Here is a 26,297-nt window from a genome sequence, read left to right on the forward strand (position 1 = left end):
GTTAGCGCCCCAGTTTAATTTTTCGAAGATGGTTACTGTCTGCAAACATATCCTGATGGGTGGTCAGAATAACTATCCCGCCGCGCTGGGCGTGGGACAGGAACAGCTGCTCCAGCACCTTGACCCCTTGCTTGTCGATAGCCGTCAGCGGCTCATCGAGGATCCACAACTTGTGGTTGCTCAGCCACAGTCGCGCCAAGGCGACCCTGCGCTGCTGGCCTGCAGATAGCTGCCCGGCAGGCACATCTTCCCTACCAGCCAGACCAACATGGGCCAACGCCTGCCACAAGCTGTTATCACCCGTAACCTTAGGTTCGCCAGCCAGAGCAACCTCTGGATTGCTGATATGCATCGACTGGAAAAAGGCCAAGTTTTCATAGGCTGTCAACTCACGCTTAACCCCGGTCTGGTGGCCAAGGAACAACAGATCCTGATGATAATATTCACGCGCCGACTCGATATTCTCGTCGTGCCAGTACACGCTACCGTTGTCTGCCCGGCCCAATCCCGCCAAGATTCGAAGCAGTGTGGTTTTACCAGCACCATTGTGGCCTTCTATCTGAACCAACTCCCCTGAGGTAACAGAGAAAGCCAAATCCTCAAACAAAACCCGTTCATCGCGGGTGATACTTAACGCTTCAACAGACAACATAAAAATGGTGTATCCTAGGTGACACAATGGATCCCAAATAGTATCACAGCGTGGGTTCTTGTGTTATACCCAAGCTTCCCTTGGACATTATTCCCATACCGGATATGTAATTGTGATATCGACAATTCCCGCCATGCCACAGCCTGCGATTCTGCCGGCAACACCGCCTAGTAACCAACAACCCGGCCAAGCCGCCACTTTGCCGGCACCACAGCCCTCCCCGCTACCGGGTGGACAGCAAGCGATCCCCCAGCCCGGCGGTCAGCAAAATGCCTTGCCAAACAACGGACAAGCCAGCGGACAGCCAACCGCACAACCGGGGGCGACACCGGGCCAAGCAACCGTACCTCAGCCAGCGACACCGGGGCCGGCTGCAAACCAAACGCTCAATCAGGCTGCCAGCCAGTTGCCGGGGCAAAATACCGCAGCAACCAATACCACAACAACCAATACCGCCAATCTTGCAACAGGCCAGAGCGGTGGACAATCTAGCACGCAAAAAGTGCCAACCGAAGGCAAAATTATTGCCCAAACACCAATCAATCGCTCAAACAACCAACAAACAGACACGCAGCCAGTAAACAAACAGGCACCGGCCTCGCTGCCGACCAGCCAGCTTGGAAAGATGTTAACGAACTTCAATGCCTTGCAACGTTTGTTTACAAGCCTAAATACTTTTTCTCAACTCACAGCCCAACAGGCTGGCCAACCGGCCCCCGGACAGCTCGGCGCTGCACCTTCGCCATCGGCAACCCTGACAGGCCAGATCCCAAGCCTCGTGCAGCAGTTTGTCAGCCAGTTGACCATCCCGGCCAATCAAGCTGCGCTCGGACAATGGTTGAGCCAATCAAGCAGTAGCCAGCTGCTGTCACAACTGCTGCGCCAACTCGGCCAGCCGGGCAGCCAGCTCAACCAGTGGCTCAAACAGTTACCCAAGTCGCAGCAGGACGATCTCACCGCCCTACTGCGGATGCTTGGCGAACAACGGGTATCCGGCGAGAACCGCGCCGGACAACCAGCCGCCACCGCCCAACATGCCCCGCAGCCACAAGCCGAACCAGTGCCAACCAATATGCAGTGGAGCCTGATCGGCCCTGACGGGCGCGAGCTCAAACTCCATGTCGAACAGGAGCAGGCACGCAAAGAGAAAAAAGGGAAAGACCGCCCGCGCTGGGTGATCCGGCTTAACCTGCCTGTCGGCCCACAAGACACCCTCGATGTTACCGCGGGTTGGGACACACAATCGCTAAGCCTCGACTTCGCCTCGGAGAACCGCGTACTGCTAAACCGTACCGAGCGGGCGACGCCACTGCTTACCCACCGATTAGCCAGTATGGGAATAGAAACCGACACACCGGCATTTAAGCTAAAGGCCAAGACCGTCGATAATAGGGAAGAGAACCGGGGCGGATTTGAAATCGTCATCTAACCCGAAACTTGGGATCCCCCGATAACCATTGCTGATACCTATGACAGACTACAACAAGAAAGCTATTGCCCTGCACTATACCGGCTATGGTGCGCCTACCGTATCGGCAAAGGGCTACGGCCCGTTGGCCGATCACATTATCGAACAGGTCAAAAAACAAGGTGGGCTGATCCACGAGGACGAGGCACTGGCTAACTACCTCAACCAGCTTGAGCAAGGGGATGAAATTCCAGAACAGCTCTACCGGATCATTGCCGAGCTAATTGCTTTTTCGTGGGTCCTTAACGGAAAACCCCCTCCCGGATGGGAAGGGGTTGAGGGGATTGAGGAAGTAATCTGAACCTACCGCCGCTTCAGCGGCGGGCATGGTGCATTTTCTGAAGGCGAAGCAGTAGTTCTGCCTCGGCCTTGGGCAAGTCACATTCTTCCATCAGTTCATTGACATCCGCCCCCAGCTCGACCATTTTACTGGCTCGGCTATAAAGGCGGCTATCTGGATCCTGCAGCGCCAACTCGCCCTGACGCTCGGCCAGCTCTTCGAGCTGCTCGGCAATCTCGGACAATTTCTGTCCCATCCCCATTGTGCCAGTACGCAGCTCGGTAAACTGTTTACGCAAACTTTCGTTTTGCTGGCGGGCATTCTTCAGTACAAGCTCTGTCGCTGCAAATTTACCTTCCAGAGCCTGACGCGCAGCGCGCTCCTGCTTGAGCATAAACCAAGCAGTAAATACTGCTAGCAGCGACAAAACCAGTGGTAACCATTGCAACAACAATTCAAGCATTATAAGTACGCCATTTCATCCCATTCTTCGTCTGACAATAGTTTATTCAAATCTACCAAGATCAACAACTCGCCATCACGATTACTTACACCCTGGATGAACTTGGCGCTCTCCTCGGTACCCACACTTGGCGTACTATCAATTTCAGAACTGCGCAGGTAAACAACCTCAGCGACGCTGTCGACAAGAATACCGATAACCTGCTTCTCAGCTTCGATAATCACAATACGGGTATTGTCAGAAATATCACCTGGCATCAGGCCAAAACGGGCACGGGTATCAATAACGGTTACCACATTGCCGCGCAGGTTGATAATACCCAGCACGTAATCAGGCGCACCCGGTACCGGGGCAATTTCAGAATAACGCAGTACTTCACGTACCTGCATTACATTGATACCGTAAGTTTCATCTTCCAATTGGAAGGTCACCCACTGCAGGACCTGATCATTACTGTCTTCTTTTTGTATTTCAGCGACACTCACCTGTGACATGCTGTTTCCTCATTTTGCAGCTATATAAGTTATGCTGGTGCTCTGCCCCCTCCGCCTCACCCACGAGACAGGAGGCGATCAGGCCTGCTCCAGCTTTGTATTGACGTCCAATCCCGCATTTAGCATCGAGATCAGCTCGCTAACATGAATTAGCGCGCACATTTTTTCTTTTACCATGCCAGCCAGCCACGGGCGCTTGCCGACATTTTCCCGCCAGCGCACGCAACTTTCGGTCAAGGTTTCGGTACCCTGCAGGGCATTACATGCAAGGCCCCATTTACTGTCGCTGAGCATCACCACGTAATTGTATCCCTCGCGGTGCTCATCATCACTCAGCCTGTCAGCCATGACCCAGCGGGCCGTATCGACCACGTCGAACTGGTGATCACGTCCGGTCATCAACCCGAGATACCACGCAGGGCGTCCCAACAGGTGATTGACTTCACCAAGCTGGTGGATGCCTCCCAAATCGGTCAGCGGTACCGCGAATGTCACTCCGTTAACCTCAAAGAACAACGCCTGAAATTCATTGCTCAACGGCTCTTGGTGCTGCCCGTTGTCTGGCGGAAGATCCGCCGATGCCTCTGTCTCCAGCGCCCATTGGGTATCATCAGAGTGCGCCGTACCTTGCTCGGTGGCACTGTCCGGTACACTCTCCGCGATCACCTCGACCGCTTCAACAGTCTCGAGCGCATCCGCAACCGGGGTGGCCTCAGCCACCGGAAGCGGTTCGGCCGGAGCCGCGTCAGCCACAAACACCACTGGCTCTTCGCTGCGAGGCAGATCAAGCTGGGTATCGGCTATTGCCATTGGCTCGGCGGCGAGCTGATTCTGCCCAGTCTCATGGGCCATAACCAACTGCCAATCTTGCTCAAGTGATGCGTCGGGTTCAGGCAGTACCTCAAGAACGGATTCATCCTCCGTACCCGGCTCGTCAAAGTTGAGCGAGCTGACTTGGCTCAGAAGCCGTTCAACATGGCTCAGTGAGCCCGGTGCCAGCTCTACCTCGAGCCAATCACGCGAAGGACTGTATTGTTCCCGGTGCAGCGATTGAAGCCGGAACGGTTCGGCGACAGGGCTATCTATCCCGGAGGCTGAACTGTCCATCACCGAGAAGTCATACGGCGAGCAATAATCCGCCGCTGATGTTACCGCCTGCTCTGTCGCGACGACTCGTTCAGCATCAGTTTCAGGTAATACCGAAGGCTCATCTCGCCTGGGCGCAAGCGCCGCCTCTTCCGGCATTAACTGCCCGGCTTCGGCTTCGGCTTCGGCTTCGGCTTCGGCTTCGGCTTCGGCTTCGGCTTCGGCTTCGGCAAGGAGCATCGGCTCATCAACGTCTGAGGCAACAGCCTCATCGTCGTCAACCTCGATCAGCAGATCAAAAAAGTAATCGTCGAGTGCCTGTTCGCCCGACAAAGGCTTATCACTGCTCATCTTGTTGCAGACGCTCCAGGTAGTTCAGTAATGTTTTGTAGGCGAACACGCCTCGGCAACTGCGCGAGAACATAGATGGCGGCATATGCTTGATACTGGCATCGCGAAACTTGGTATCAATTGGGACAGCCGATGCCCACACCTGCTCGGGGAAACGCACTTTGAGCTCCTGCAACGTTTGCAACGAAGCCCGAGTACGCTTGTCATACATCGTAGGGACTATCGTCACCCTGAATCCCGAAGCTCGCGATTTCTCCATGATCTGCAAGGTGCGCATCATTCGCTCCAAACCTTTCATGGCCAGAAACTCGGTTTGCACTGGGATCAAAATCCGGTCGCTGGCAGCCAGCGCATTAACCATCATCACGCCGAGGATCGGCGGGCAGTCAATCAACACATAGTCATAATCATCGGCGAGGCAATTCAGCACCTTTTTGAGCACCAACCCCATTCCGCCACGATTGCCCATTACCCGATCCAACGTCGCCAAAGACATATGGGCCGGAATAATATCGATATTGTTGAAAGCCGTCCGCTGAATGAACGGCTGTACCGTTCCGCGGCTAATGGTAGTCAGCTGGAATAAATCAAACAGACTAGCAGGCAGCGCATCGGTATCCAGATTGAGGTAGGTCGATAGCGAGGCATGGGGATCGGTATCGACCAACAGCACCCGCTTATTACGCTCGCTGAGCAACCCGGCCAACGACACAGTCGTGGTGGTTTTACCCACCCCGCCTTTCTGGTTAGCGATACTCCAAACAATCACTACGGTCTCCTTTAGGCCAAGCCAACCTCAACCAGGATCCGCTCGGCAATTCTGTCCAGTGGCAAATCTTCGGTTGAAATCCCCGCCTTGGCAACCGCCTGTGGCATACCATATACCACACAGCTGTCTTCGTCCTGGGCCCAGATCGTCGAGCCGCTGCTCTTAAGCATACGCGCCCCTTCACGACCGTCAGCCCCCATACCGGTCAATACCATCGACAATACTTTGTCCTGATAGACCTTGGCGGCAGAGCCAAACGTAACATCAACACACGGCTTGTAGTTCATACGCTCACCGCCGTCGATAACCCGCAGCCTAGCGGCGCCCGGACGTCCATCAACCATCATCTGCATACCGCCCGGAGCCAAATAGGCCATACCCGGCTTCAGGGTATCACCGTCTTCAGCTTCCTTAACACCAATCTTACACAGGTTGTTAAGGCGTGCGGCAAAGGCAGCGGTGAACGTCGCCGGCATATGCTGGATAAGAACAATCGGATAAGGGAAATTGGCCGGCAGCTTTGTCAGAATCTTTTGCAGCGCAACCGGACCGCCGGTTGAAGTACCGATCGCCACCAGTTGGTATTTCTTGCCCGTGGCCTTGAAGCGCAAAGCCGGGCGGGCCGCTGCTGGTGTAGGTGCAGCAGCAGGGCGAGCCGGCTGGCGCATCGCCGAGGCGGCAGGTGCTGCTGTGCTAGCCTGTGCACGCTGGTTAGCAGCGCGTAAGGCTTCAGATGCAGAGCCAGATGATACTGGAGCCGCCGCAGGACGGATATTGCGACGCATGAAAATGCGTTTGCGGGCCAGTTCACTAACTCGCTTTTGTAGCAATGACACTGCCTCTTCGCGGTTGCGGGCAATGTCTTCAAATTTTTTCGGCAGAAAATCCAGTGCCCCGGCATCCAGTGCATCAAGGGTCGCACGGGCACCGTCATGGGTCAGCGACGAGAACATCAGGATCGGCGTCGGGTTTGACTGCATGATTTCACGTACTGCGGTAATACCATCCATGACCGGCATTTCAACGTCCATAGTAATGACATCAGGCTGCAGCTGTTGCGCCATCGCAACCGCTTCTTTCCCGTTTACCGCATTGCCAATCACTTCAAGGCGAGGGTCCGCACTGAGGATTTCGCTGACGCGACGACGGAAAAAGCTCGAATCATCAACGACTAATACTTTTACTGCCATGTTGAATTGTATCCCGTTTCTAACACCCGCACGCCTTGCTGATATCAAGTACGTCGGGTTGCAACTATAAGCTGAGAATAAACGACAAAGACGCTTTTCTATGAATGCCTAGCCAACCTGCCGGTATTCTGGCAGGTTGACTAGCAGAAGGCTAAGCGCCTGGGCATAACGCGCCAGATCCGATCGGATCCGACACTCAGCAGGCCTTAGCGCCCGGCATAGTGCTTAAGCAAGTTAGGCACATCTAGGATAAGGGCGATATGACCATCGCTGGTGATCGTCGCACCCGCCATGCCCGGGGTGCCCTGCAGCAATTCGTCCAGCGGCTTGATTACCACTTCTTCCTGACCAATCAAGGTATCAACCACAAAACCAATACGCTGGTGGCCAATCTGAACAATCACTACGTGGCCATGGTCTCGCTCGCGTTTTGGCAAGCCAACACCGCATAGCCAGTCCTGGAGATAGAACAGCGGAATGGCCTTGTCGCGCACGATAATGGTCAACTGACCGTCAACCAAATTGGTCTTGCGCAGGTCAAGGTGGAAAATCTCATTCACACTCGCCAACGGCAAAGCGAATGGCTGCTTGGCCACGCCCACCATCAGGGTTGGCAAGATAGCAAGCGTCAACGGTACCTTGATGTCAATCCGAGTACCTTTACCTAGTGCGGAATCGATAGAAATCGAACCGTTAAGCTGGCTGATACCGGTTTTCACCACGTCCATGCCAACGCCGCGACCCGAAATATCGGAGATCTCTTTCTTGGTCGAGAAGCCAGGGGCAAAGATCAAGTTATAGCACTCGGTATCCGTCAGGCGCGATGCCGCATCGGTATCCATCACCCCACGCTCAACCGCAATCGAGCGCAGTTTGTCTGGGTCCATACCGCCGCCATCATCTTCGATAGTCAACAGGATATGGTCACCTTCCTGTGAGGCGGAAAGCAGAACGGTACCTACTCGCGGTTTACCGGCTTTTTCGCGCACCTCAGGCATTTCAATACCGTGGTCAACCGAGTTTCGCACCAAGTGAACCAATGGATCGGCCAGAGCCTCTACCAGGTTCTTGTCGAGATCGGTTTCCTCACCGCGCAATTCCAGCACGATGTCTTTTTTCAGGCTACGGGCAAGATCGCGTACCACGCGAGGGAAGCGGCCGAATACTTTCTTGATTGGCTGCATCCGGGTCTTCATCACCGCGCCCTGCAAGTCAGCAGTCACCACGTCAAGGTTGGAGACAGCCTTCGACATTTCTTCATCGTTGCTGTTCAGACCAAGGCTGACTAGGCGGTTACGCACCAATACCAGCTCACCGACCATGTTCATGATGGTATCGAGCGTAGAGGTATCAACACGGACTGTTGCATCACCGGCCTTCGCCCTCTCCTTACCTGCTGCAGGCTTGGCACGACGTTCCGGTGCTGCTTGCGCTGTAGCCTGCGCCACAGCTGCCATCATTGATGGCGGAATTTCAATCGGCTCAACCGCCGGCTCTTGAGATGCAGCCGCGGCCAAGTCAGCCACTAGGCTATCAAGCTGGGCATCGGCACTGTCGTTGCCGATCATCTCGGCAACCGTCATGGTGGCCATTTCCAGCTCTTCAGCCGCAGGCCCTTTACCAGCACCATGCAATTCGTCAAGCAGGCGTTCAAACTCGTCATCAGTCATCAGGTCATCATCACCTGATGCTGCAGCTGACACTGGGTTTGAAACAACTGGCGATTGAGGCTTAACAGTGTCAGTCACTGTTGCCGAAGCCGCAGGGATCACTGAGTCATCCGCGCCCGGAGCTTTACCTGTACCGTGCAATTCATCGAGCAAGCGCTCAAATTCATCATCGGTAATATCACCGCTTTCAGTTTGGATTTGGCTGATAATATCGCCAGAAGCACTACCCTGCGATGGCATTACCGAAGCAGCTGCACCCAGTGCAGGTTCGATCGCGGCATCAGACTCGGCTGATGGCCCCTTGCCCATGCCATGAAGCTCATCAAGTAGACGTTCGAATTCATCCTGAGTGATGTCATCCACGGAATCACCGGCAATCGCATGCTGAGCCTGCTCATCCATAACGGCAGGGGCATCATTCGATACCACTTCCGGAGCGGCTGGCGGCATCTCCACAGCGACAGGCGCCGGAACGTCTACCACAGGAGCAGCAGCTTCAACAACCGGTGCTGATTGCGCCAATTCTTCCGCTGTCGGTGGCTGGCTGAAACGATGCAAGGCATCAAGCAACGCTGGATCCGCCGCCTCGACTGGCTCGCGATCCTGTACCTGACCAAACATCACGTTGATGGTATCCAATGCTTCGAGGATCACATCCATCAACTCAGGTGTCACACTGCGCTTACCTGTGCGAAGTAGGTCGAAAATGTTTTCTGCGCCGTGACAGGCCTCAACCAATTCGGTCAGCGAAAGGAAACCCGCACCGCCTTTTACCGTATGGAACCCACGAAATATTGCATTTAGCAAATCCGCGTTCTCTGGGCTGCGTTCAAGCTCTACTAACTGCTCAGACAGCAACTCCAGAATTTCCCCGGCTTCGATCAAAAAGTCCTGCAGGATATCTTCGTCTAAATCAAAGCTCATAACATTCCCCTAAAATCCTAAGCTCGACAACAAGTCATCAACGTCATCTTGAGTTGACATCACATCCTCACGAACTTCGCTATTGACGATTGGACCTTCCGGCGACAGTACGCGTTGCTCTCGCAACAGCTCTGTACGGTCTTCCTGCTCCATGCCAAATGCCTTGAGGATTTCGACTAATTGATCTTCCACTTCGTGAACCAGTTCAATAACCCGGCGGATAATCTGCCCGGTCAAGTCCTGGAAATCCTGTGCCATGAGTATTTCTGTCAACTGGCTACGCAACACGGTACTGTCACTCTCGACCTGAGTGAGCAGTCCCTCGATGTCATGGCAAAGCGACTTGAATTCCTCAAGTGCGATTTGCCCACCCATCAGGCGCTGCCAACGTGGATGAACCTGTTCTAATGTCTCGCCCAATTGTTCGGCCAGCGGTTGAATACTATCAACCGCATCCATTGTTTTATTGGCCGCCGCTTCCGTTTTATCAATCACGAAACTTAGACGGTCACGGGCATCGGGGATCTCTGTTTTTGCAATATCACAAATACGTGGATCAAGGCGGAAATCAACCAGCGAATCATGAAGCTGGCGAGTTAACTTGCCGACTTCTGCAAGTACCGGATCACGGTTATCGGACACTAGACGATTCAGCATGGCATTGGCATCATCCTGATTGCCTTCCTCTAGCATGCTGACAAGCTGCTTTGCCTGATCAAGTGTAATCATTGTTGTTATTATCCTTATGCCCGGCAGTCTTACTGCATACGTTCGAAAATCTTATCCAGCTTCTCTTTCAACGTTGCAGCAGTAAATGGCTTAACGATATAACCGTTTACGCCAGCCTGCGCAGCTTCAATGATCTGCTCACGCTTGGCTTCTGCAGTAATCATCAGAACAGGTAGATGACGAAGCTCCGCATCGGCACGGATGTACTTAAGCAGATCGATACCTTGCATGCCTGGCATGTTCCAGTCAGTCACGACGAAATCAAAATCACCTTTTTTCAGCAATGGTAATGCCGTCAATCCGTCATCCGCCTCGTGGGTATTGTTGAAACCCAAGTCACGCAGCAAGTTCTTAACAATACGGCGCATTGTCGAGAAGTCATCGACAATCAGGATTCTCATGTTTTTGTTCAAAGTTGCCTCCACTGAGGTCGCAGTGTTTTGTTTAATGGTTATCACACAGTCCACGCTTTGAGCTTGGACCGCAATCGTTGCATCGCCTGACTATGTATCTGGCAAATCCGGGATTCACTTACCCCAATAACGGCCCCGATCTCTTTAAGATTCAACTCTTCGTCGTAATAAAGAGACAAGACCAAAGCTTCCCGCTCAGGTAAGGTTTTGATGGCCTCCGCCAGCGAATGGCGAAAATTATCATCTACAACCCCCTGAAATGGAAGATTTTCTTCGAGAGATTCCTCATTTGCCACTGCATCTTCGGAAACTCCGATATCATCTATGCCGATCAACCTCCCACAATTGACATCATTGAGGACCTGATAATACTGGTCGAGCGTCATTTCAAGATACTCGGCGATCTCCTGATCATTAGGATCTCGCCCCAGTTGGCCTTCCAATATCGCCAGTGCTTCGGTGATCCGGCGGCTGTTCTTGTATACAGAGCGCGGCACCCAATCGCCGCGCCGGATATCATCAAGCATCGCGCCACGAATCCGGATCCCGGCAAAGGTTTCAAAACTGGCCCCTTTGCTCGGATCATAATTCTGCTGGGCTTCAAGCAGGCCGATCATCCCGGCCTGAATCAAATCTTCTAGCAGCACGTTTGGTGGCAAACGTGCCATTAGGTGGTGGGCTATCCGCTTCACCAACGAGGAATAACGCTCAATAAAGGCTTGCGGGCTCGGTTGATATCCATATGCCAACGCCTTATTCACAGGCCACTACCTCTTTTGCTGTTCGTTTTACCAGTAGACGCTCGACAAAAAATTCCAGATGTCCACTCGGGTTTTGCGGCACAGGCCAAGAACAGGCCTTGTTAGCCAGCGATGTCATCGCCAACGATGCGGGACTGCGTGGGAAAGCATCCACAACTACCCGCTGGCACTTCACCGCCTGACGAACACGATCGTCAAGAGGGATACAGGCTACCAATTCAAGATTGGCATTCAAAAAGCGCTCGGTTACCCGAGTCAACTTGGCAAATAAATCGCGACCTTCACGATAGCTGCGCACCATATTGGCAACAATCTTAAAGCGCTGTACATCATATTCGCGGCTGAGAATCTTGATCATCGCATAGGCATCGGTGATTGACGTCGGCTCGTCGCACACCACCACCAGTACATCTTGAGCTGCACGCGAAAAGCTCAACACCATATCGGAAATACCGGCCGCAGTATCAACCAGCAACACATCGATATCGTCCTCAAGGTTGCTGAAAGCGCGGATCAACCCCATATGCTGAGCCGATGTGAGCTCAGCCATACCTTGGGTGCCCGATGACGCGGGGATGATTTTCACCCCATGCGGCCCTTCGACCACGATGTCTTTGAGATCGCACATACCGGCCAGAACATGCGATAAATTTCGCCCTACACGCAGGCCCAGCATCACATCGACATTAGCAAGACCAAGATCGGCATCAAGCACCATTACACGTTTTCCCTCACGCGCCATGGCAATTGCCATATTTAGAGCAACATTGGTTTTTCCCACGCCTCCCTTGCCGCCAGTAACCGTGATCACCTTGGTAGAGGTTAGCTGTGTCATACGGCGCAGGCCGCTAGCTTGATCATACATGCTGTTCTCAATCATAAAAATCTGCGGCTTGATCATCAGAGCTATCGCTAGCCCAGAAATGGGACTGCTCACTTAACTCTTGTTCTAGTAGTTCATTAGCCCGGGCAACAAGGTAATTCCCTGTCGCAACCTTGATGTCTTCCGGCACCCGCTGCCCATCAGCCAAATAGGCGACCGGTAACGCATGCTGGATTGCAGCACAAATCACCTCGCCAAGACTGAGTGACTCATCCAGTTTGGTCAGCACACAGCCCGATAACGGGATACGGCGAAAATGTTCAATAGTTTCTTGAAGCACCCGACGCTGTGCCGTGGCAGGGAGAACCAAAAAGCTGCGAATTTTCGACCCGCTGTTTTGCATCAAAGTATCAAGCTGTACCGACAATCGAATGTCGCGCTGCCCCATCCCGGCCGTATCAAGCAAAATCAACCGACGATGGCGCAACTGATGTAGAATATCGGCCAGTTCCTCTGCATCTTTAGCAACGCGGACCGGACAGCCCATAATTCGACCATATGTGGCCAATTGTTCGTGGGCACCGATACGGAAAGTGTCCGTGGTGACCAAGGCAATTTGCTCCGGACCAAACTCCATCGCGGCACGGGCGGCCAACTTGGCAATCGTCGTCGTTTTGCCGACACCGGTCGGCCCCAGCAGTGCAACGACACCACCGAGCTTCAAAATACTGTCGTCGCTGATCACTAACTGGTCAGCGAGAAGGTCAAGCAGTGCCGGCCATGCCTCATTGGCAGGAACATCTTCCGGGATATAACAAGCTAGCTGATCCGCAAGTTCCGGCGACAAGCCCATTTTCTCCAAGCGTTTGATCATCATCGCCCGCATCGGCTCACGACGTTCGACCTCTTGCCACATCAAGCCTGATACCTGATGTTCAAGCAGGCGGCGAAGCGATACCAGCTCATGACGCATAGAGGCTATTTCATCAAAGTTCTGACTAGCCGAATTGGCATCATAGCGCGACGGATCAAGGCGGTTACCGCCAAACTGGCTGCCACGGCTAGTTTCTGCCGCAGCGGAAGCTGAGTACTCATCATAGCGGCTATTCATTTCCGGTTGCGCTGATGAATAGCGATAGTCCCCTGAATCCGTGCCGTGAGAGCCCCGTTGACTACGTGGTGAGTTATAGCCTTGACGCGACGGCTGCTGGGGCTTGCCAGCCCAACCCTCATGGTCGTCATAACGGCTATCACGAGGCTCATACCCCCGCGACTGGCGTTCATTACCGCGCTCCTGCCCATGATGGTCGGCAAGACGAGACATCTCCTGATGGCGCGCGGGCTGATCGCGGTGCTGGGACTGCCGCTTGAGCAAGGCCGACAGTGAGTCAGCTTCACTTTCAGCCTCTGTGCCAGCGTCGGCACTGTCATTACGGGCAAAGCGGTTTAGTACATTGGCAAAACGACCGCCACTTTGTTGCAGCTGCACCTTATCGTCAGCCAATTTTCGTTTGGCTTGCCCTAGGCTTTCTGCCAGCCCCTGTCGGTTTGAGGAGGACGCTGGCGACGATAAGCTAGGCGCTTCGGCATCAACGGCAGCAACAATCTCGACGCCGCCATTGACCTTCTTGTTTGACATGATAACCGCGTCAGCCCCGAGCTCTTCCTTCACTTGGCTCAAGGCGGCTCGCATATCCTTTGCAAAAAATCGTTTAATCTTCAAAGTTGTAATCTCGACTTATCACGCAACGGTGCGCACTAGCACGGCTGGCCTGTACCAGCTTGCGATTGTCCCGTTTATCACAGGCACTACGGGTTATTGGTTACCGACGGCGTGAACAATACGAATCTGCTTCTCATCCGGTATCTCCTGATAAGAGAGTACCCGCAGCGAAGGGATTGTGTTCTTGACGAACTTGGCCAGCGTCGAGCGCAACATGCCTGATGTCAACAGGACAGCAGGCTCACCCTTGAGCTCTTGCTGCTGGGTGGCTTCGGTCAATGAGCGCTGTAGACGTTCTGCAAGACCAGGTTCAATACCAGTGGATTCACCACCGGATGACTGCATGGTTTTATGCAAAATTTGTTCCAACTCTGGGACAAGTGTGATAACCGGCAATTCTGGCTCTATACCATTGATTTCTTGGCAGATAAGTCGTTTCAAGCTAATACGTACGGCAGCCGTCAAAATGTCAGGATCTTGACTCTTAGTGGAGTACTCGGACAATGTCTGGACAATAGTGCGGATATCTCGGATTGGGATCTCTTCATGAAGCAGGTTCTGCAGCACCTTCACCACCACACCCAGCGGCATCTGATCAGGCACAAACCCTTCCACCAGCTTAGGCGTACTCTGGCCCAACAATTCAAGCAGGTTCTGAACCTCTTCATGGCCAATCAATTGAGCGGCACAGTTGGTCAGGATTTGGCTCAAGTGGGTTGCCAGTACGGTCGCCGAGTCAACCACGGTATAACCCAGTGCCTGAGCATGCTCTCGCTGAGACTGAGTGATCCACACCGCTTCCAGGCCGAAGGCCGGATCCAAGGTCACTTCACCATCAATGCTGCCAAATACCTGGCCCGGGTTAATGGCCAGTTCCATATTCGGATGGATATGGGCTTCACCGCACGCGACCCCCATCAGGCTGATACGGTAAGTGTTCGGCGGCAGCTCTAAGTTATCGCGGATATGAACTGGTGGGATCAAGAAGCCAAAGTCTTGTGACAGCTTCTTACGGACACCCTTGACGCGTTCAAGCAGTTCACCGCCCTGCTCTTTGTCCACCATAGGGATCAAACGGTAGCCCACTTCAAGACCGATGGTATCCACCGGCTGGACATCCTCCCACGACAGTTCTTTTTGGGCGGGCTGCACGGCCAATTCGGTCGCTGGCGCCTCAGCTTCGGCTTTGGCGAGCTGTTCGGCTTTCTTGATTCGCCAGTACGCCCCCGCGCCGATCAGTGCGGCTAGCAACAGGAACGGGATATGCGGCATACCCGGTACGATACCCATGACAAACAAAATCACCCCGGTGATCACCAACGCCTGCGGGTTGTTGAACATCTGGAATATCATCTGCTGGCCCATGTCTTCGTCGGTATTTTGACGAGTCACCAACATCGCAGCGGCAATTGACAACAACAATGAAGGGATCTGAGCAACCAGACCGTCACCGATGGTCAACAGGCTATAAATCTGCAACGCTTCGCCAAAACCAAGACCATGCTGACCAATACCGATCACCAAACCACCGATGATGTTGATAAACAGGATCAGGATACCGGCAATGGCATCACCTTTTACGAACTTCGAGGCACCGTCCATCGAACCGTAGAAGTCAGCTTCCTTGGTCACTTCGCCACGGCGGGTACGCGCCTGCTCTTGGTCAATCAAACCGGCATTCAAATCGGCATCAATCGCCATCTGCTTACCCGGCAAGGCATCAAGGGTAAAACGGGCGCTCACTTCAGAAATACGGCCGGCACCTTTGGTAACAACCATGAAGTTAATGATCATCAAGATAAGGAAGACAACCAGACCGACGGCATAGTTACCGCCAATTACCACTGAACCGAACGCATCAATCACCTGACCGGCGGCCCCCGGCCCTTCATGGCCGTATAGCAGAACGACTCGCGTCGACGCAACGTTCAGCGCAAGGCGGAGCAAGGTCGAAATCAGCAGCACGGTCGGGAATGCGGCAAAGTCGAGTGGGCGGCGGGTATATACCGTCACCAACAATACCACGAGCGCGAGTGCGATATTGAAAGAGAACGCCATATCAAGCAGCACCGGTGGCATTGGCAATACCACCATTGCCAATGCTGAAAGAACGATGACAGGGGCGCCAATGGCAGGCATCGACTGCAGGCGAGAAAGCGGGAGCTTATCGGCAAAAGGAACTGAAAGTTTCATTTAATACTGCTTGGTGCTTAGCGTTATTCAAGCCGCTATTCTAACGGCATATGTTTAAAAAGAAATAAACCCAATTCGAAAGTGAGTGTTTAGGTCAATTAACCACCTACTTATTGATAAAAATATTCCCAATAAGTCTTTCGAGAAAATATCGTCAATATTTTGACGGCTCGCTATCCAGAAAAGAGATTAATACTGGTAGCCTGTTGGGATCTTGTTCGCGTCCTTAGATAGGACAGGCTTGCGCCCTTGGCCCTTACGGTACTGCTTCAATTGGAAAATATAAGCCAACACCTGCGCAACGGCAGTAAACAGCGCGTCGGGCACTTGCTGTTCAATCTCCGTCGTATGGTAAATAGCACGGGCTAGCGGTGGTGCCTGCACAATATCAATACTGTGCTCATTGGCTATTTCACGTATTTTCAGCGCCATGAAGTCCGTTCCCTTAGCAACAACAACAGGTGCGGAATCAATTTCAGGATCATAACGCAAAGCCACCGAGAAGTGCTCAGGGTTTGTCACAACAACATCGGCGGTAGGCACATCGGCCATCATCCGGCGCTGAGCCATTTCACGCTGAAGCATCCTGATCCGGCCTTTGACCTCGGGTTTACCTTCACTATCTTTATATTCGTCTTTGATTTCCTGCTTGGTCATTTTTAATTGCTGACTGTGCGACCACATTTGATATGGTACATCGATCGCCACAACAACCAATAAAGAACAACAAATGAGCAAAACAAAGCGCAATAATATATCGAGCGCATGGAAAATATTCTGAGGATAAACCTCTACAGTAAGCTGAAACAGATCCGTGAGGCTGGCACGCAACAAAATAAATGCCACACCACAGACCAATGACACTTTAAGAATCGATTTAACCAACTCAACCAAGCTCTGCTTACCAACCATCCGCTTGAGGCCATTGAGCGGACTGAGCTTCGACATCTTCGGCATTGCAGCCTCTGTCGAAAACTGCACGCCGCCAAGCCCAATCGCCCCCAGCGTTGCAGCGATGAACAAAAAGGCCAGCACAATAAATAACGGTCCAATCACATGCCAGACAGCCGCCCCCATCGCCGCGAACAGTCGATTAAGGTCAAACACATCCTCCCGTGACAGGGAAAACAACTTGGTCATCATTTGAGCCATACTGGTAGCCAGCGATTCCCCGAACCACATCAGGCTCACGGCGCCGGCCACCAATACGGCCGCTGAAGCTAATTCTCTTGAGCGCGGTACTTGCCCCTTTTCCCGCGCCTGCTCAAGCCTTCGGGGCGTGGCTTCTTCGGTACGTTCCTGCCCGTCACTGTCCGACATAATCTCTCAGTTCGGCTTTTACCGACTACCCTATTCGTTGGCGCTATTATATCCACAAGATACGGCTATTCAACGCTATTTAGGCGCATTACCGATACCTGTCTTTTAAGTTCGTAGCAAAGAAAATACCGCCAACAAATACAATACAGCCCCTTAACATTTCCAAAGGGATTGATTTGAGCTATTCATGACACATCGTATGATGCGTTCTTCTGAGAGCAATCCTTTGCTGTCACTAATACAATAAAAAAAACACTATGTTACACAATTCCCATTAAGCAATTTGTTTACTGTATCGATATCATCGCCTCTCGCATTATCTAAACGACAGGCAATACATACTATGCACTCGGTAAAACACAAACTTTACGCTGGCTTTCTCAGCGTATTGATGATTATGGTACTCACCGTTATCATCAGTGCATATGAAGTTTATCACTCACACCGAATCGCCAATGAAGTAAGGCTCGATGATACCCCAGGGCTTCAACTTTACACATCGCTCATCGATGACGCAGGAGATATTCACCGTGATGCTCTACTGAGTATCAGCGGCTATAACAATGCTCTTACTAGTTACGAGCAAAATAAAGCGCAGTTTCTTGACGCCTACGACTTGCTACAACCTCTAGAAAAAAGCAATCCTACAGATGCGCGCCGACTAGAGAGAATCAAACAATACTTCATCGAATTCACAACCCAATTTGAACAAAAAATAGTACCAGCGTTAAACATAACCCCTTCAGCACAATTATTTATCCAACTAAAACACATTGAAAAAAAGACACTTATCGAACTAGAAAACGAGCTCGACATAGCCACAAGTGCAGAACGAAAGGAAGCTGAACAGGGCCTAAACTTTCTCGCTGACTCTCTAGAAACCATTGAGCAAACTATGCTCTGGATGACATTATTCGCCTTCAGTACAGGCTGCTTGATCGCTTACTTACTGGCACGCTCAATCACTAGCCGCTTAGAAAGCCTCAACCACATTGCGCAACAAGTCGCCGCGGGTAATCCGTCACTACCGCCACTAACAATAAGCGGAAACGATGAGTTAACCACGCTAGGGAATTCTATTTCCCAAATGCAGAACTCATTGGTCAGCCTTATCAGTGCGATCGCCTCGGTATCAAACGATATTCAATCAACCACGACAACCTTGACCGAGGCCAGCCGCCATATCGTCGAAGGTACAGCACAGCAAGCTGAAAAAGCCAACCTGATCGCGACGGCCTCAGAAGAGCTAACACTGACCATTACTGAGGTCGCAGAGCAAACGCACACCACGGCCGAACATGCCCAGCAGTCCGAACTGGCAGCCGTCGATGGCCGGAGCACCATTGTCACTATGGTCGATAGCATCCAACGCGTGTCTGTCCAGATGCAGGCAATGTCCACCAATATCGAACAGCTTGATGCCAACAGCGAAAAAATTGGCAGCGTGATCCGAGTTATCGAGGATATCGCCGCGCAAACTAACCTGCTGGCCCTCAATGCCGCCATCGAAGCAGCCCGAGCCGGAGAATTCGGCCGTGGCTTTGCCGTCGTTGCCGATGAAGTCAGGGCGCTGGCCGAACGCACAACCAAGGCAACCCAAGAAGTCGCCGGGATCATCCAAACGATTCAAACCGGGATGGCCGAAGCGGTCAGCTATACCTCAGACAGCTGCCAGCAAGTGGAAAATGGCGTCAACGAGAGCCATGGCGCGGTTGCCGCCCTCGAGCAAATTGTCACCAGCACCAGCCAGGTTCAGGGCATGATCAATACCATCGCCACCGCAACCGAAGAGCAATCTGCCGTGACCCGAGAAATTGCCACCGATATCACCTTCATTAACGATATTGCCAGCCGTTCCCTTGATCTCAGCAAAGACAGCGACAGCGCCGTTACCCAGCTAGAGCAAAAGGTCACCGACTTAGATCAGCTAATCAGCCGCTTCAAACTCAATTAATCTCAATTGATAGTAAATATATAAACGAACGGGGAAGCTGATGCTTCCCCGTTTTGATGATGCTTGCGGTATTCCGTTAAATATCATCCGGTTAGCAGTCCACCCCAATCAAACTGCAAATTTGCCCAACGCCCAGCGTCCAGGCATTCTCATACTGAGGCAAGATACCGGCCACCAGAAACCAGCTGATCACAAAACCAAGCAGCAGGGCAAACGAAAAGCCCAGCGAGAATATGTTCAACTGCGGGGCTGCACGGGTCATAACCCCGAAAGAGAGGTTAACCGTCAGTAGAGCAATAATACCCGCCAGTGAAATATTAAGACTGAGCTTAAACATAATCCCGAACCAGCCGGCCAACTCATAGAAATGCTGGGGCTGAAGCATCGCCTTGCCGATCGGCAACGTCTGAAAACTCATCACTACCATCTGAAGCAGGGCCAAATGACCGTCAGATGCCAAAAACAACATCACTGACAGCATCATATAGAACTGGCCCAATACTGGCGTATTCTGACCATTGGCCGGATCGATCATCGAGGCAAAACCGATACTAGACTGCATCCCCAAGATCTGACCAACCAAGACAAACACTTGGCTGACAAACTGGGTAACAAAACCCATCGCCACACCGATGATTACCTGCTGCCCCACGGTCAAGAATCCCTGAAAAGACAGCAGGGCAATCTCTTGCGGCACCTTCGGCAGCACCGGCATTACGGCAAACGTGATCGCCACCGCCAAGTACAAACGCAATTTCGGCGAGACAAATCGGTCACCGAAGAAGGTCATGACCATCATCATCGAGGAGATGCGGGTCAACGGCCAGAAAAAAATGGCGATCCAGTCAAGTAACAAGGCAGAGCTGAAATTCATCCGGGCATGCTCAATACAGGATCTGCGGAATGCGCTCGATAATTCGGAAGAAGTAATCCATCAACATCTGGGTCATCAAGTGGCCGAAAAACATCAGCGCCAACAAGGTTACAATCAAACGAGGCAAAAAGCTGAGGGTCTGTTCGTTGATTGAGGTCGCCGCCTGAAAGACCGCGACCACCAACCCGATCAGCAAGCCCGGCACGATAATGGCGCAAACCATAATCAGCACCATATAAAGGGCTTCTTGGAAAATTTCTACAAACGCTTCTGGGGTCATGTCCCAAAGCTCCCTGCAAGGGTCGACAAGATCAGGTTCCAACCATCAACCAGCACGAACAACATCAGCTTGAACGGCAACGAAACAATCATCGGCGACAGCATCATCATACCCATCGCCATCAGTACCGACGCAACTACCAAATCGATAATCAAAAACGGCAGAAATAACATAAAGCCGATCTGGAATGCCGTTTTCAGCTCGGAAGTCACAAATGCAGGAACGAGCACTGTCATCGGAACCTGTTGCGGATCCGTCGCCGTCGAACCAGACATATTGACAAAGGTTTCAAGATCCTTGACCCGGGTCTGCTTGAGCATAAACTGCCGCAATGGATCCTGAGCCGCTTCAAGTGCCGCACCGGCTGTGATCTGCTCATTGATATACGGCTGAATAGCTTTGGCGTTAATCTGGTCGATCACCGGCGACATAATATAAAAGGTCAGAAACAAGGCGATGCCGATGATGACCTGATTCGATGGTGTCTGCTGTAAACCCATTGCCTGTCGCAGGATCGACATCACCACTACAATCCGGGTAAAAGAGGTCATCAGAATGACCATCGCCGGCAAAAAGCCGAGCGCGGTCATCATCGCCAGAATTTGCAAGGAAACCGAGTAGTCTTCGCTACCATCCTTGTTGACCGTCACCGAGAACGCCGGGATACCGCCGCCCCCCTTGGTGAGACTCATCTGGGTCGAGCCCGCTTCGTTCTGCATCTCTTTGAGTGTTACACTCTGAGAGAGATCACCTGACGCCATTGCGCTATTGGGCGCGACAAACATAAATGCCAGCAACAAAACCGCTACTGCCACCCATTGATTGACACGCACCTGCCAGCCTGCCGGTACACCTACAACCGCCATATTATTGTTTGCCATGTTTGCCCATCAGCTTGCCCAGATGGGCGGCAAAATCATTCCCCCCCTCAGTCTCATCAGGCTGCAACGGGGTATCGAGTTTACTCAGCAACGAAATATTGTGCTGGGTGATCCCCACCACCATCTGCTCCTCGCCGACCTGCAGCAGAACGATCCGCTCACGCTGGCCAACCGCAATCTGGCGCAGGATCTTGAGGCCGCCAGGCCCGCCCTGAACACCCGGTAATCGCATCCGCTTTAGCAGCCATGCCAACACCACAATAATCACCAACACCAGCATCAAAGAGGCCACCGATGTGGCTATGTTCAAATCAGGTGCATTGGTGACGGCTGTGGTTGTGGTTCCGGCAGCTGCCGGCATCGCAAGCGTTGCCAGCAGCGCTAACGCCAAGGTCTTCATCCCCGCTCCTTAGCGCAGTTTCTTAATACGTTCAGTTTGACTGATCACATCAGTCAAACGAATACCGAACTTATCGTTGACCACGACCACTTCACCGTGGGCGATCAAGGTACCGTTGACCAATACATCCAGAGACTCACCGGCCAAACGGTCAAGCTCAACCACCGAACCTTGGTTCAATTGCAGCAGGTTACGAATACTGATCTGGGTACGGCCGACCTCCATCGAGATCGTCACCGGAATATCCAAAATCGTATCAAGCTTGCGTCGCTCATCGTCACCGATTGGCGAAGCATCATCGATCAACTCCTCAAGGGGAGCAGGCTGAGCGCCTTCATCGTTAGTTTGCTCAGTAAGGGCCGTTGCCCAATCATCAGCCGATTTTTGATCGTTTTGCATTATGTTCTACTCTCTTCATAACTATCCCGATTGGCATTGAGCAGCGCTGAGCTGAGCTCATCGCGGTCAAGGAACGACAAGTCGCTCTTAACCAAATCAGGGCGTTTCATTTTTTCAATAATCTTCAAGGCAACATTGTCACCAGCACGGCCCATCTTGGCTCGATACGTTGGCAAATCCTCGACAAAAACCGTTGCCGACTCAGGGAGATCAATCGGGATCACATCGCCGGCTTGAAGCTCCATCAAGTCACGTAAAGTCAAATCCACATCAAGCAACTTGGCCCGCAGGTTAACCGGTACATCCATGATCTCATCGCGTAGCGCCTTGCTCCAACGGACATCGGTATCCATCTTGTCACTCTGAACACCGGCATCAAGCAGTTCGCGGATCGGCTCCACCATCGAATAAGGCATCACCATATGGAAATCACCACCACCACCATCGAGCTCGATATGGAACGAACTGACCACGATGACTTCCGTCGGGCTGACAATATTCGCCATTGTCGGGTTTACTTCTGAGTCCAAGTACTCAAATTCAACCCCCATCACCGGTGACCAAGCCTCGCGGTAATCTTCAAATATCAACTTGAGCAGCATCTGGATGATGCGTCGTTCGGTCGGGGTGAATTCCCGGCCTTCGATCTTGGCATGGAAGCGGCCATCACCGCCGAAAAAGTTCTCCACCAGAATGAATACCAACCGAGCTTCCATCGTGATCAGCCCCGTTCCCTTCAGAGGACGAAAGCGCACCATGTTAAGACTGGTAGGTACGTACAGCGAGTTTTGGTACTCACCGAACTTAATCATCTGGACGCCGTTAATCGAGACTTCGGCCGTTTTCCTGAGCAGATTGAACAGGCTAATTCGCATATGGCGGGCAAAGCGTTCATTGATCAGCTCGAGGGTGGGCATTCGTCCGCGAACAATTCGGTCCTGCGAGGAAAAATCAAACGAAATTACCCCCGACTCTCCACCACTATCATTGTCATCGACATCATCGACTCCATGAAGCAGAGCATCAATTTCATCCTGGGTTAATAAATCACTCACGTTGAACCTATTGCATTACAAAACCAGTAAACAGAACTCGCTCAACAACCTGCTGACCCGAGACTTTGAGCAGCGTGCTTTGCAGCGCGGTCTTAGCCAAACGGCTAAGATCCGTCCGGCCATTGGGGCTGCGAAGTTGCTCGACCGTTGCCGCCCCAAATGTTTGCAGCAAGGTACTTTCAATCAGTGGCAGGTGCTGGATAGCAACACGGTCATTATTTTTCCCTCGCACCAACAGCTGGACGGAAATCTGCACCATCCTGTCTTGGCTGTCGCCCAGCACGTTAAAGATAAAGGGTTGGGGGATGGTAACATAGTAGGCTTCACCTTCTACATCCGCAGCCTTCTCTACGCTACCGCGCCCATTGCTGCCCATGATGATCTCACGCGCGCCATCCTTCTTGTTCTCCAAGACAGCCCAAGTACCTATCGAACCAACAACGATAAGCAGCAAGGTAAATGCCAGCACGATCAACTGTTTTTTTCTTTCTTCTTTCTTGGCATCAATTGCCATTTTTCAACCCTTCTGTACCACGGCTTATTTCCTGAGCCATCTCTATTGTGTCCCCCGTCATTATGACGGGTGCATTAATATCTGTCTTAATCCTACGTTTTCAGCACTCGCGCTATGTGCAGTATGTGAACTAGGCGTAGTAATCGACCCCATCATCCGGTTGGCTAACCCACATTGATGCAGGTTCCGCAGTGCTATGCTGACCATCACCAGAAGGTAAGCCGCTGTTTGTAGCATGACCGCGGCCACCAGATTGACCGGCTCCGCCCTGCTGAGCCTGCTGCTGTTGGGCTTGCTGCTGGAACTGCCCCGCAGACTGGCGGCCATCATCTTGCTGTACGCTGCCTTGAGCTAGCTGCAAACCTTGTTGAGCCAGCATTTCACGCAACCTCGGCATCGCATGCTCGACCAAATCCCGAGCTTGCGCATTGGCTACCGTAAACTGCACATTGGCCTGATCGTTGTTAACGCTCAACTTAATTTGCAACTTTCCAAGTTCTGGTGGGTCAAGGCGAATATCAACGTGTTTCAAGTTCTTGGAGACCATCACCTGCACTCGCTCTGCCAGTTCATCATGCCCTTGAGATTCACTCAGTTGCAGTGGCGGTTGCTGATTGGCCACTTGGCCTGATTCTGCTGACATTCGGTTCGACCCCGTTGCACCAGATGCCGTCAGATGCTGGGTCGCCAACGAGGCTTCAGATTTGGCTAATGTCGCATCGGCCATCATGTGCTCGCCTTTAGCCGCACCGCCCACAAGCAATGAGATATCATCAGCCGTCAGAGAATTTGCCACGCTATCAGACGTTACATGGGCTTCGCCCCCCAATGCAGGCTGCTTATGGCGGGTAAGAGCCCGCTCAAGATCAGCCGAAACCGTTGAGTCGGACTTAGCCGCGGTATCGGGGGCCGCTTGTGCCGCCACCTTACCATCCACCGCCTTAGCATCAGCCGACTGGGACGCCGCTATTTTGGCAACTAACTCTTTATCAATGCTTGCTTCTTTACCGATAATTGCATCTTTGCTGATATCAGCACCTTTGCCAATAACACCTTCTTTACTGATATCAGAACCTTTACCGATAACACCTTCTTTACTGATATCAGAACCTTTGCCGATTGACGTTTCTTTACCAACAGTGATTTCATCAACAGCAGCTTCTTTACCAATAACCGAATCATCACCGGCCTGATCGCCCTTAACCACTTTATCGGAAACAAAATTGCCCGACAGCAGACGAGACAGAGCACTCAACGCATCCCCATCGGCAGAAGCATCAATATCAGCCAGATTCTCAACAGCTGTCTGATTTTCGGCGGGCACGCCTGTCCCCTCTTCAACCATTGCCTGCGCAGCCAATAGCGACAGGCCATCCGGCAAATCCTTGCCTTTAAGCTGCAACTTGGCCAGCATTGAAAATTCAGAAGGAGAATCACCAGCTTGTGTGATTTCGGCCACCACATCGCTTTGCGTCACGCTTTCACCATCGGCCAACTGACGGCTCGATGCTGATAGATGCTGCAAAAACGCAAACACATCTGCAACAGCCTGCTCTGCATCATCAGTACTATCAGAATCGTCTGCTGTTTTATCTGCACTCAAATCTGCCGCTTTGCCCCCCCCCACGGAGGAAGACGGTACATTCAAGCCATCACTCACTTGACTGAGATCAGATGGTGTATTGGCCTCATCGACGTTTTCGGCATCTAATGCCGACGTACCCTCAACGGCCAACGCACTCTCCGCCCCCGGTACAGAGCCACTCTCCACCGCGCTCTCATCCGTTATGCCATCAACAACCTCACCGTCTATCAGCTCGCTATCTTCTGATACTTCACCAGAAACTGCCTCATCGTGCTCCGAGGAAGAGGGTAACAGCCCGGAGGATTTAGCATCCTTCGCCTGCTCGGGAGTGCTTTCGTTCAAAATGCTTTTCAGGCTTTGGAGAAAATCCAAGCCCTCACCGCCAGATGACGACACATCGCCTGCCACCTGTTCTCCGGCCACACTTTTACTTGTGCTCGCTGCCCCTGTCGGCGCAGCTGGCGCGGAAGGCATCTGTGAAAATAAAGAAGAAAGCATAGTTAATCATTCATGTTGGTGATGGTTAGCTTTTTCAAAGCAAAAAGTACGCCATATTATACACTTTGACATTATTGCTCAGAACGCCGATTTGCCATCAAACGAGCAAACTGCAAGGTCGAAAACTCATCCATCAGTTTCTGTTCTTGCTTTTCAAGCCTGAGCTGGCGCTCGTGCTGCTTTTTCTCCAGCAGCCATTCGATGGAACGACGCTGCTTGCGAGCATCCTGCCACTGCCCACTGCATATTTCGACCTGCTGTTCAAAATGCCGGCCAGCCTCTCGCTGCCTAAGCAGTGTCTCATCAAGTTGGTTGAGGAACTTCTGAAGATGGTTGTAGGCACTGGCTGACAATCCCTCCATACCGCGCTCAGACAGCTGACGGCAATAATCAAATCGATATTGCTCAATTTGGGCTAGCTGTTCACGGTAGCTATCGAGATCAATCCGCGCCTGATTCAGGGCTAAAGATGCCTGATGCTCATCCTCTTGCGCGCGCTCGAGGATCAATTGTAACGATCGGTCAGACATATCAATTCAGCTTTGGGG

At 52.3% G+C, this 26,297-nt stretch carries 26 protein-coding genes; 3 read left to right on the forward strand and 23 right to left on the reverse strand.

All coding sequences use genetic code 11. The annotated features are described in order from the left end of the window. Position 1: 1 nt before the first annotated feature. Positions 2 to 652 (reverse strand): cytochrome c biogenesis heme-transporting ATPase CcmA, encoded by a 651-nt coding sequence (gene ccmA / locus ABT56_RS09935; RefSeq protein ID WP_047878714.1) that lies wholly within the window; start codon positions 650 to 652, stop codon positions 2 to 4. A 112-nt stretch (positions 653 to 764) separates the two neighbouring features. Between ccmA and ABT56_RS09940 the strand changes: the two genes are divergently transcribed. Continuing rightward, positions 765 to 2,081, forward strand: a complete 1,317-nt coding sequence (locus tag ABT56_RS09940; protein WP_157037810.1) for a hypothetical protein — start codon at positions 765 to 767, stop codon at positions 2,079 to 2,081. Between the two features lie 40 nt (positions 2,082 to 2,121). Further along, positions 2,122 to 2,421, forward strand: coding sequence for an EscU/YscU/HrcU family type III secretion system export apparatus switch protein (locus tag ABT56_RS09945; RefSeq protein WP_047878716.1), 300 nt, complete (start codon positions 2,122 to 2,124; stop codon positions 2,419 to 2,421). Between the two features lie 13 nt (positions 2,422 to 2,434). Here the strand turns inward: ABT56_RS09945 and ABT56_RS09950 are convergent, their stop codons facing one another. The 13 genes from ABT56_RS09950 to flhB form a co-directional block, all read right to left on the reverse strand. Then, the gene (locus tag ABT56_RS09950; RefSeq protein WP_047878717.1) at positions 2,435 to 2,863 is read right to left on the reverse strand and encodes a DUF2802 domain-containing protein; all 429 of its coding nucleotides are present in this window, start codon (positions 2,861 to 2,863) and stop codon (positions 2,435 to 2,437) included. Then, on the reverse strand, positions 2,863 to 3,357 hold the full coding sequence (locus ABT56_RS09955; RefSeq protein WP_047878718.1) for a chemotaxis protein CheW: 495 nt from the start codon (positions 3,355 to 3,357) through the stop codon (positions 2,863 to 2,865). The genes ABT56_RS09950 and ABT56_RS09955 overlap by 1 nt, the downstream gene beginning before the upstream one ends. Before the next feature lie 78 nt (positions 3,358 to 3,435). Beyond that, positions 3,436 to 4,794 (reverse strand): chemotaxis protein CheW, encoded by a 1,359-nt coding sequence (locus ABT56_RS09960; protein ID WP_053062440.1) that lies wholly within the window; start codon positions 4,792 to 4,794, stop codon positions 3,436 to 3,438. Then, a complete protein-coding gene (locus ABT56_RS09965; protein WP_047878719.1) occupies positions 4,784 to 5,563 on the reverse strand; it encodes a ParA family protein in 780 nt (259 codons plus the stop codon). The genes ABT56_RS09960 and ABT56_RS09965 overlap by 11 nt, the downstream gene beginning before the upstream one ends. A gap of 11 nt (positions 5,564 to 5,574) precedes the next feature. Next, positions 5,575 to 6,753, reverse strand: coding sequence for a protein-glutamate methylesterase/protein-glutamine glutaminase (locus ABT56_RS09970; RefSeq protein WP_047878720.1), 1,179 nt, complete (start codon positions 6,751 to 6,753; stop codon positions 5,575 to 5,577). 206 nt (positions 6,754 to 6,959) lie between these two features. After that, the gene (locus tag ABT56_RS09975; RefSeq protein WP_047878721.1) at positions 6,960 to 9,347 is read right to left on the reverse strand and encodes a chemotaxis protein CheA; all 2,388 of its coding nucleotides are present in this window, start codon (positions 9,345 to 9,347) and stop codon (positions 6,960 to 6,962) included. A 9-nt stretch (positions 9,348 to 9,356) separates the two neighbouring features. Then, positions 9,357 to 10,076 (reverse strand): protein phosphatase CheZ, encoded by a 720-nt coding sequence (locus tag ABT56_RS09980; protein WP_047878722.1) that lies wholly within the window; start codon positions 10,074 to 10,076, stop codon positions 9,357 to 9,359. A gap of 29 nt (positions 10,077 to 10,105) precedes the next feature. After that, entirely contained in the window at positions 10,106 to 10,477 is a 372-nt protein-coding gene (gene cheY / locus ABT56_RS09985; protein ID WP_047878904.1) for a chemotaxis response regulator CheY, read from the reverse strand. 53 nt (positions 10,478 to 10,530) lie between these two features. Continuing rightward, complete coding sequence (locus ABT56_RS09990) at positions 10,531 to 11,250, reverse strand: RNA polymerase sigma factor FliA (protein WP_047878723.1); 720 nt, start codon at positions 11,248 to 11,250, stop codon at positions 10,531 to 10,533. After that, complete coding sequence (locus ABT56_RS09995) at positions 11,243 to 12,130, reverse strand: MinD/ParA family protein (RefSeq protein ID WP_047878905.1); 888 nt, start codon at positions 12,128 to 12,130, stop codon at positions 11,243 to 11,245. Before ABT56_RS09995 ends, ABT56_RS09990 begins: the two co-directional genes overlap by 8 nt. Next, on the reverse strand, positions 12,123 to 13,796 hold the full coding sequence (flhF, locus tag ABT56_RS10000; RefSeq protein WP_047878724.1) for a flagellar biosynthesis GTPase FlhF: 1,674 nt from the start codon (positions 13,794 to 13,796) through the stop codon (positions 12,123 to 12,125). Before flhF ends, ABT56_RS09995 begins: the two co-directional genes overlap by 8 nt. 93 nt (positions 13,797 to 13,889) lie before the next feature. Further along, positions 13,890 to 15,989, reverse strand: coding sequence for a flagellar biosynthesis protein FlhA (gene flhA, locus ABT56_RS10005; protein ID WP_047878725.1), 2,100 nt, complete (start codon positions 15,987 to 15,989; stop codon positions 13,890 to 13,892). Positions 15,990 to 16,178: 189 nt separating this feature from the next. After that, the gene (gene flhB, locus ABT56_RS10010; protein ID WP_047878726.1) at positions 16,179 to 17,309 is read right to left on the reverse strand and encodes a flagellar biosynthesis protein FlhB; all 1,131 of its coding nucleotides are present in this window, start codon (positions 17,307 to 17,309) and stop codon (positions 16,179 to 16,181) included. Between the two features lie 343 nt (positions 17,310 to 17,652). On the opposite strand from flhB, the gene ABT56_RS10015 reads away from it, so the two are divergent. After that, positions 17,653 to 19,263: a methyl-accepting chemotaxis protein gene (locus ABT56_RS10015; RefSeq protein WP_047878727.1), complete on the forward strand. Its 1,611-nt coding sequence runs from the start codon at positions 17,653 to 17,655 to the stop codon at positions 19,261 to 19,263. Between the two features lie 91 nt (positions 19,264 to 19,354). Here ABT56_RS10015 and fliR read toward each other — a convergent pair whose 3' ends face one another. The 9 genes from fliR to fliJ all read right to left on the reverse strand — a co-directional run bounded on the left by fliR (position 19,355) and on the right by fliJ (position 26,279). Continuing rightward, entirely contained in the window at positions 19,355 to 20,137 is a 783-nt protein-coding gene (fliR, locus tag ABT56_RS10020) for a flagellar biosynthetic protein FliR (protein WP_047878728.1), read from the reverse strand. Between the two features lie 10 nt (positions 20,138 to 20,147). Beyond that, a complete protein-coding gene (gene fliQ, locus ABT56_RS10025; protein ID WP_047878729.1) occupies positions 20,148 to 20,417 on the reverse strand; it encodes a flagellar biosynthesis protein FliQ in 270 nt (89 codons plus the stop codon). Then, positions 20,414 to 21,202 (reverse strand): flagellar type III secretion system pore protein FliP, encoded by a 789-nt coding sequence (fliP, locus tag ABT56_RS10030; protein WP_047878906.1) that lies wholly within the window; start codon positions 21,200 to 21,202, stop codon positions 20,414 to 20,416. Before fliP ends, fliQ begins: the two co-directional genes overlap by 4 nt. Positions 21,203 to 21,284: 82 nt before the next feature. Further along, positions 21,285 to 21,698 (reverse strand): flagellar biosynthetic protein FliO, encoded by a 414-nt coding sequence (gene fliO / locus ABT56_RS10035; RefSeq protein ID WP_047878730.1) that lies wholly within the window; start codon positions 21,696 to 21,698, stop codon positions 21,285 to 21,287. Between the two features lie 9 nt (positions 21,699 to 21,707). Then, on the reverse strand, positions 21,708 to 22,097 hold the full coding sequence (gene fliN, locus ABT56_RS10040; protein ID WP_047878731.1) for a flagellar motor switch protein FliN: 390 nt from the start codon (positions 22,095 to 22,097) through the stop codon (positions 21,708 to 21,710). Continuing rightward, positions 22,097 to 23,152: a flagellar motor switch protein FliM gene (gene fliM / locus ABT56_RS10045; protein WP_047878732.1), complete on the reverse strand. Its 1,056-nt coding sequence runs from the start codon at positions 23,150 to 23,152 to the stop codon at positions 22,097 to 22,099. Before fliM ends, fliN begins: the two co-directional genes overlap by 1 nt. Positions 23,153 to 23,159: 7 nt before the next feature. Next, positions 23,160 to 23,666, reverse strand: a complete 507-nt coding sequence (locus ABT56_RS10050; RefSeq protein WP_047878733.1) for a flagellar basal body-associated FliL family protein — start codon at positions 23,664 to 23,666, stop codon at positions 23,160 to 23,162. A 130-nt stretch (positions 23,667 to 23,796) separates the two neighbouring features. Then, positions 23,797 to 25,749 carry a flagellar hook-length control protein FliK gene (locus tag ABT56_RS23245; protein ID WP_053062441.1) on the reverse strand — a complete coding sequence of 651 codons (1,953 nt, stop codon included), beginning with the start codon at positions 25,747 to 25,749 and terminating at the stop codon, positions 23,797 to 23,799. Between the two features lie 71 nt (positions 25,750 to 25,820). Beyond that, positions 25,821 to 26,279 (reverse strand): flagellar export protein FliJ, encoded by a 459-nt coding sequence (fliJ, locus tag ABT56_RS10060; protein WP_047878734.1) that lies wholly within the window; start codon positions 26,277 to 26,279, stop codon positions 25,821 to 25,823. Positions 26,280 to 26,297 lie beyond the last annotated feature (18 nt).

Origin of the sequence: Photobacterium aquae, assembly GCF_001029445.1 — a bacterium.
GTDB classification, from domain to species: domain Bacteria; phylum Pseudomonadota; class Gammaproteobacteria; order Enterobacterales; family Vibrionaceae; genus Photobacterium; species Photobacterium aquae.